The 6,226-nt window shown below is 61.5% G+C and carries 4 protein-coding genes; 1 reads left to right on the top strand and 3 read right to left on the bottom strand.

Going from position 1 to position 6,226, the window contains the following annotated elements; genetic code table 11:
- Position 1: 1 nt before the first annotated feature.
- The 3 genes from QWI20_RS26020 to QWI20_RS26030 all read right to left on the bottom strand — a co-directional run bounded on the left by QWI20_RS26020 (position 2) and on the right by QWI20_RS26030 (position 3,904).
- Entirely contained in the window at positions 2–1,327 is a 1,326-nt protein-coding gene (locus QWI20_RS26020; RefSeq protein ID WP_369307846.1) for an MFS transporter, read from the bottom strand.
- 216 nt (positions 1,328–1,543) lie between these two features.
- A complete protein-coding gene (gene araD1 / locus QWI20_RS26025) occupies positions 1,544–2,536 on the bottom strand; it encodes an AraD1 family protein (RefSeq protein WP_369307847.1) in 993 nt (330 codons plus the stop codon).
- Positions 2,537–2,587: 51 nt separating this feature from the next.
- Positions 2,588–3,904: an MFS transporter gene (locus tag QWI20_RS26030; protein WP_192171020.1), complete on the bottom strand. Its 1,317-nt coding sequence runs from the start codon at positions 3,902–3,904 to the stop codon at positions 2,588–2,590.
- A gap of 230 nt (positions 3,905–4,134) precedes the next feature.
- Here QWI20_RS26030 and QWI20_RS26035 point away from each other — a divergent pair, with 230 nt between their 5' ends.
- Positions 4,135–5,877, top strand: a complete 1,743-nt coding sequence (locus QWI20_RS26035; protein ID WP_369307848.1) for an IlvD/Edd family dehydratase — start codon at positions 4,135–4,137, stop codon at positions 5,875–5,877.
- Positions 5,878–6,226 lie beyond the last annotated feature (349 nt).

Consider the following 6,226-nt stretch of genomic DNA (forward strand, 5'->3'; position numbering starts at 1 on the left):
TTCAGTCCTGAACCGCTTCCTTCACGTAGTAGCGGGACGGGATGCCCCAGACAATCAGCGCGATGGCCAGCACGCTGACGGCGAATAACGCGAACAGCGCCGGGGTCGCCGTGCCGGTAAGGTCCTTGATCCGACCAACCATGAACGGCGCGATGACCCCGCCCAGTTGCCCGAGGGAATTGATCAGCGCGATGCCGGCAGCGGCAGCGATACCGGTGAGGAAGCGCGGCGGGATGGTCCAGAAGATCGGCATCCAGGCGATGATGCCAGTCATGATCATGGTCATGCCGATCATCAGCGGCGCCAGTTGTCCGGGAAACAGTGCGCAGACCAGATAACCCGCAGCCGTCAGCGTCGCGCAACCCGCCATGTGCCAGCGACGCTCGCCGTGACGGTCGGAGCTGGCGCCGATCAGCAGATTGCCGATCACCGCGCCCACGTACGGAATCACCGTCAGCAGGCCAATGTTCAGGGTGTCGGTGACGCCGGCGGTTTTGATCAACTGCGGCATCCAGAACAACAGCCCGGTCAACGCCATGACCAGGCACAGGTAAATGCCAGACATCACGTAGGTGGTCGGGTGCTTCCAGATGTCTTTGACGGTCTGTTTGACGACAGGCTTGGACTCTTTCGCCATGCGCGCCAGCACCACTTGTTTCTCCTGATCACTGAGCCAGGTGGCGTCTTCGATGCGGTCCTTGACCAGCCAGAACACCACGCCGCCCAGCAGGATGGACGGGATGCCTTCGATCAGGAACAGCCAGCGCCAGCCGGCCAGGCCCATGACACCGTCGAAGTGACCGAGGATCAGCCCGGCAATCGGACCGCCGACGATCCCGCAGAGGCAGATGGAGCTTTTGAAGTAGGAGTTGACCCGCGCCCGACGTGAGCCCGGATACCACTGGGTGAAGAAATACAGGACGCCGGGGACGAAGCCGGCCTCCATCACGCCGATCAGAAAGCGCAGCGTGTAGAACCAGAACTCGGTCTGCACGAACATCATGCAGGCGGACGCGATGCCCCACGAGACCATGATCCGCGCGATCCAGATCCGCGCGCCGATCTTGTGCAGCAGCACGTTGCTCGGCACTTCGAACAGGAAGTAGCCGACGAAGAACAGGCTCGCGCCCAGGCCGTAGACGGTTTCGCTGAAACCCAGGTCGCTGGCCATCTGCAGCTTGGCAAAGCTGATGTTGACGCGGTCCAGATAGGCAAAGAGAAAACAGGCGATGAACAACGGCACGATTCGCCAGCTCACCTTGCGGTAGATGCTGTCCTCGAGCGCGTCGGCGTCGAGGCGTTCCAGCGGGATGGCAGTGGCGATCATGGGTCGCACCTCGTTTTGTTTTTATGGGTGTCGTATCGAGCGCAGCAGCCAGCCACTGTAGGAGTGAGCTTGCTCGCGATAGCGAATTCCGGTCACCCCTTTCAGTGACTGGATCACCGCTTCGCGAGCAAGCTCACTCCTACAGGATTTCTGCAGCGCGACGAATCACCACGCATGCAGTCCTGGCCATTCAAGCGTTCCGCAAGGGGCCGGACATCAAAGCTGCTTGATGCCACCCGGCTGGAAAACCGCCTCGGCCGGCGCAATGCCGTTGATCAACGGCGCGCCAAACTCATGCTGGCTGATCTCGAACTTGTCCCCCGGCTGGGTCTTGATGCCGTCGGCAAACGACAGCGTCGCGGTGCCGAAGAAATGCACGTGCACATCGCCAGGACGCAGGAACTGGGCGTATTTGAAGTGGTGGTATTCGAGGTTTTCCAGGCTGTGGCACATGTTGGCCTCGCCGCTCAGGAACTCCTTCTCCCACAGCATTTGCCCGTCGCGATGGATTCGGCTGATGCCCGCCAGGTTCTGCGGCAGATCGCCAACGCGCAGCTCCGGGCCGAACGAGCAGGCGCGCAGCTTGGAATGGGCGAGGTACAGGTAATTCTTGCGCTCCATAATGTGATCGGAGAATTCGTTACCGATGGCGAAACCCAAACGGTAAGGCTTGCCATCGTGACCGATCACGTACAAGCCGCTCAGCTCAGGCTCTTCGCCGGCGTCTTCGGAGAATGGCGGCTGCGGGAACGACTCGCCCGGACGAATGACGATGCTGCCGTCGCCCTTGTAGAACCACTCCGGCTGCACACCCGGCTGACCGGCCGCCGGTTTGCCGCCTTCCAGGCCCCACTTGAAGATGCGCATGGTGTCGGTCATGCCCGCTTCGTCATTACCCTGCTGGTGCATTTTGTCCCGCGCCGACGCGCTGCCCAGATGGGTCAGGCCGGTGCCGCTGACCAACAAGTGCGCCGGATCCGGGTGATCCAGCGGCGGCAGAATCATCAGATCGGCGCGCAGCTGCGAGTAATCGTGGTTATCCCCCAGGCCCAGGCTGTCAACCTGTTCGGCGAGGGAGATCTTCTTGTCGATGGCCGCCAGGGCCAGATCACGGGTGCTGGTGGCGCCCTGGATTTCGCGCACCAGCGGACCGTCCACCAGACCGACGCGACGCTGGCCATTGCCCAGCTCGAACTGTACTAAATGCATGGGGTTCTCCTGTTTGGGGTCTACACGGCCGCTCCACAGAACGGCCTGAGGTTAACGAGAGCCGCGCGCGCTGGCGGCGAATTTCGATTCGGGCAAGGCGTGCTTGCGTTCCAGAACACGGTAGACCACGCCGGTCAGAATCAGGCCGCAGATCATCACGCCCGAGAGGAAGTACAAGCCGCTGGCCAGATTGCCGGTCAGTTCTTTCAGCCAGCCGATGACGAAGGGGCCGATGTAACCGCCCAGATTGCCCACCGAGTTGATCAGCGCAATGCCCGCCGCAGCACTGGCGCCGGCGAAGAAACGACCGGGCAAGGTCCAGAACACCGCCGTGCAGGAAAACAGCGAAAACGCCACCAGCGACAGCGCCGCCAGTTGCAACACCGGCACGGTCAGGTAGGCGCTGAGGAACAGACCGATGGCGCCGATCACATACAGCACCGCCAGATGACCATAGCGGTCATTAAGCCGATCGGAACTGCGCGGGACGATCAACAGGCCGACGATGCCAAAGATGTACGGCACGGCAGAAATGAAGCCCGTGGTCAGGTCGCTGCCGCCAAACTGTTTGATCAGCGTCGGCAGCCACAGGCCGAGGCCATAAATGCTCAGCGTGACGGGGAGATAGAACAGCGCCAGCAGCAGAACGCGCTTGTCTTTTAGCGCATGCAAGGGGTTGCCGTGGCGGGTCTGGCCGTATTCTTCCAGGTCTTTTTTCAGCTCGCCGGCGAGCCATTGTTTCTCGACCGGGTCCATCCACTTCACGTCTTTCGGGCCGTCCGGCAACCAGCGCAACACCGGCAGGGTCAGCAGGATCGCCGGCGCGCCAATACACAGGAACAGCCACTGCCAGCCATGCAGACCCGCCACCCCTTCCATGCCGAGCAAACCGCCGGAAATCGGGCCGGTGATCATCATCGCGATGGGTTGGGAAAGAATGAACAGGCCGAGGATCTTGCCGCGGTGGCGGACCGGGAACCATTGGGTGATGTAGTACAGAACGCCCGGGAAGAAGCCCGCCTCGGCCGCGCCGAGCAGAAAGCGCATGACATAGAAGCTGGTCGGGCCCTGGACGAAGGCCATGCCCATGGTGATCGCGCCCCAGGTGAGCATGATCCGCGCAAACCAGCGCCGCGCGCCGAAGCGCTCGAGCATCAGGTTGCTGGGGATTTCCAACAGGAAGTAGCCAATGAAGAACAGACCGGCGCCCATGCCATAGGCCGCGTCACCGATGCCAACGTCCGCGCCCATGTGCAGCTTGGCGAAGCCGACCGCGGAGCGATCCACATAAGCGATGAGGTAGAGCAGGATCAGAAAGGGAATGAGTTTCAGGGTGATGCGACGAATAAGCCTGAGTTCCTGGCTCATGGATGCGGTCCTCATTGTTTTTGTTATGGAAGCCTGCGGGGATCGCCTCTGCCTTCGTGTGCGCATTGCTGCGAATGAAGCCGGCAGGGTCGTCCCTCGGTTGAGATCGACTATATAGTATTACTATTTAAGACTACAACTCTTCCACTCGCGACATTTTCGGCCTATTTTAGTCGTCACCTGCAGCCTTTAGTCTTACAAATAAAGCCTAACAATAAGAGTGCCGATTTATGTCTGATTCCACTAAGAAACCCGTGCTGCGCTCCGCCCAGTGGTTCGGTACCGCCGACAAGAACGGCTTCATGTACCGCAGCTGGATGAAGAACCAAGGCATCGCCGACCATCAGTTCCAGGGCAAGCCGATCATCGGCATCTGCAACACCTGGTCCGAACTCACCCCCTGCAACGCCCACTTCCGCACCATCGCCGAACACGTCAAACGCGGCGTGATCGAAGCCGGTGGTTTCCCGGTTGAATTTCCGGTCTTCTCCAACGGCGAATCGAACTTGCGCCCAACCGCCATGCTGACCCGCAACCTGGCGAGCATGGACGTCGAAGAAGCGATTCGCGGCAACCCCATCGACGGCGTGGTGCTGCTGACCGGTTGCGACAAGACCACCCCTGCCCTGTTGATGGGCGCTGCCAGCTGTGACATCCCGGCCATCGTCGTCACCGGCGGGCCGATGCTCAATGGCAAGCACAAGGGCAAGGACATCGGCGCCGGCACCATCGTCTGGCAGATGCACGAATCCTATAAAGCCGGGCAGATCAGCCTCGACGAATTCCTCTCTGCCGAATCGGGCATGTCGCGCTCGGCCGGTACCTGCAACACCATGGGCACCGCCTCGACGATGGCGTGCATGGCCGAAGCGCTGGGCACATCGCTGCCGCACAACGCGGCGATTCCTGCCGTCGATTCCCGCCGTTACGTACTGGCGCACATGTCCGGCATGCGCGCGGTGCAGATGGTCAACGAAGACCTGCGCCTGTCGAAAATCCTGACCCGTGAAGCCTTCGAAAACGCCATTCGCGTCAACGCGGCCATTGGCGGTTCGACCAACGCGGTGATCCACCTCAAGGCCATCGCCGGTCGTATCGGCGTGGACCTGGAACTGGATGACTGGACCCGCATCGGTCGCGGCACGCCTACGCTGGTGGACCTGCAACCTTCCGGGCGCTTCCTGATGGAAGAGTTCTACTACGCCGGCGGCTTGCCTGCGGTGTTGCGTCGCCTGGGCGAGAACAACCTGATCCCCCACCCCGACGCTTTGACCGCCAACGGCAAGACGCTGTGGGAAAACGTGAAGAACTCGCCGATCTATGGCGACGACGAAGTGATCCGCGCCATCGACAATCCGCTGGTAGCCGATGGCGGTATCTGCGTGCTGCGCGGCAACCTTGCGCCGCTGGGCGCCGTGCTCAAACCGTCCGCCGCCACGCCTGCGCTGATGAAACACCGGGGTCGCGCCGTGGTGTTCGAGAACTTCGACATGTACAAGGCGCGCATCAACGATCCGGACCTGGACGTCGATGCCGACAGCATTCTGGTGATGAAGAACTGCGGGCCGAAGGGTTATCCGGGCATGGCCGAAGTCGGCAACATGGGTCTGCCGGCCAAGCTGCTGGCCCAGGGCGTAACCGACATGGTGCGGATTTCCGATGCGCGCATGAGCGGCACGGCATACGGCACGGTGGTTTTGCACGTCGCACCCGAAGCAGCAGCGGGTGGTCCGCTGGCGGTGGTGCAGGAAGGGGATTTCATCGAGCTGGACTGCGCGACCGGCCGCTTGCACCTGGACATTCCGGAAGCGGAACTGGCCGCGCGTCTGGCCGATTGGCAGGCACCGCCCCAGTTGCTGATCGGCGGATATCGCCAGCTGTACATCGATCATGTGATGCAGGCGGACCAGGGTTGCGACTTCGACTTCCTGGTCGGCATGCGCGGCTCGGAAGTGCCACGGCACTCCCACTGATAGCTGACTGTCACTCGCCAGATGAGTTGTGGGATTGACCAGCGTCAGACTCAGGCTTCGGAAGTGATCGCGCAACCTGTGGGAGCGACCGGGGTGGCGCTCCACCTTGCTCGCGAATACTGACTTTCAGCCGCTAGATATCCAGCGGCTGGACTGGCGTCTTCGTGAGCAAGCTCACTCCCACAGGTCCTCGGCATGGCTCGAAATCTCAAGTCACCCACGGTCTCGTGGGAGCGAGCTTGCTCGCGAATACTGACTTTCAGCCGCTAGATATCCAGCGGCTGGACTGGCGTCTTCGTGAGCAAGCTCACTCCCACAGGTCCTCGGGATGGCTCGAAATCTCGAGTCA

This window comes from Pseudomonas sp. W2-17 (assembly GCF_041060445.1).
GTDB lineage: Bacteria > Pseudomonadota > Gammaproteobacteria > Pseudomonadales > Pseudomonadaceae > Aquipseudomonas.

Bases quoted from the DNA above. Each gene is read 5' to 3' on its own strand.
- QWI20_RS26020 (WP_369307846.1), bottom strand. From the start codon at position 1,327: ATGATCGCCACTGCCATCCCGCTGGAACGCCTCGACGCCGACGCGCTC.
- araD1 (WP_369307847.1), bottom strand. From the start codon at position 2,536: ATGCATTTAGTACAGTTCGAGCTGGGCAATGGCCAGCGTCGCGTCGGT.
- QWI20_RS26030 (WP_192171020.1), bottom strand. From the start codon at position 3,904: ATGAGCCAGGAACTCAGGCTTATTCGTCGCATCACCCTGAAACTCATT.
- QWI20_RS26035 (WP_369307848.1), top strand. From the start codon at position 4,135: ATGTCTGATTCCACTAAGAAACCCGTGCTGCGCTCCGCCCAGTGGTTC.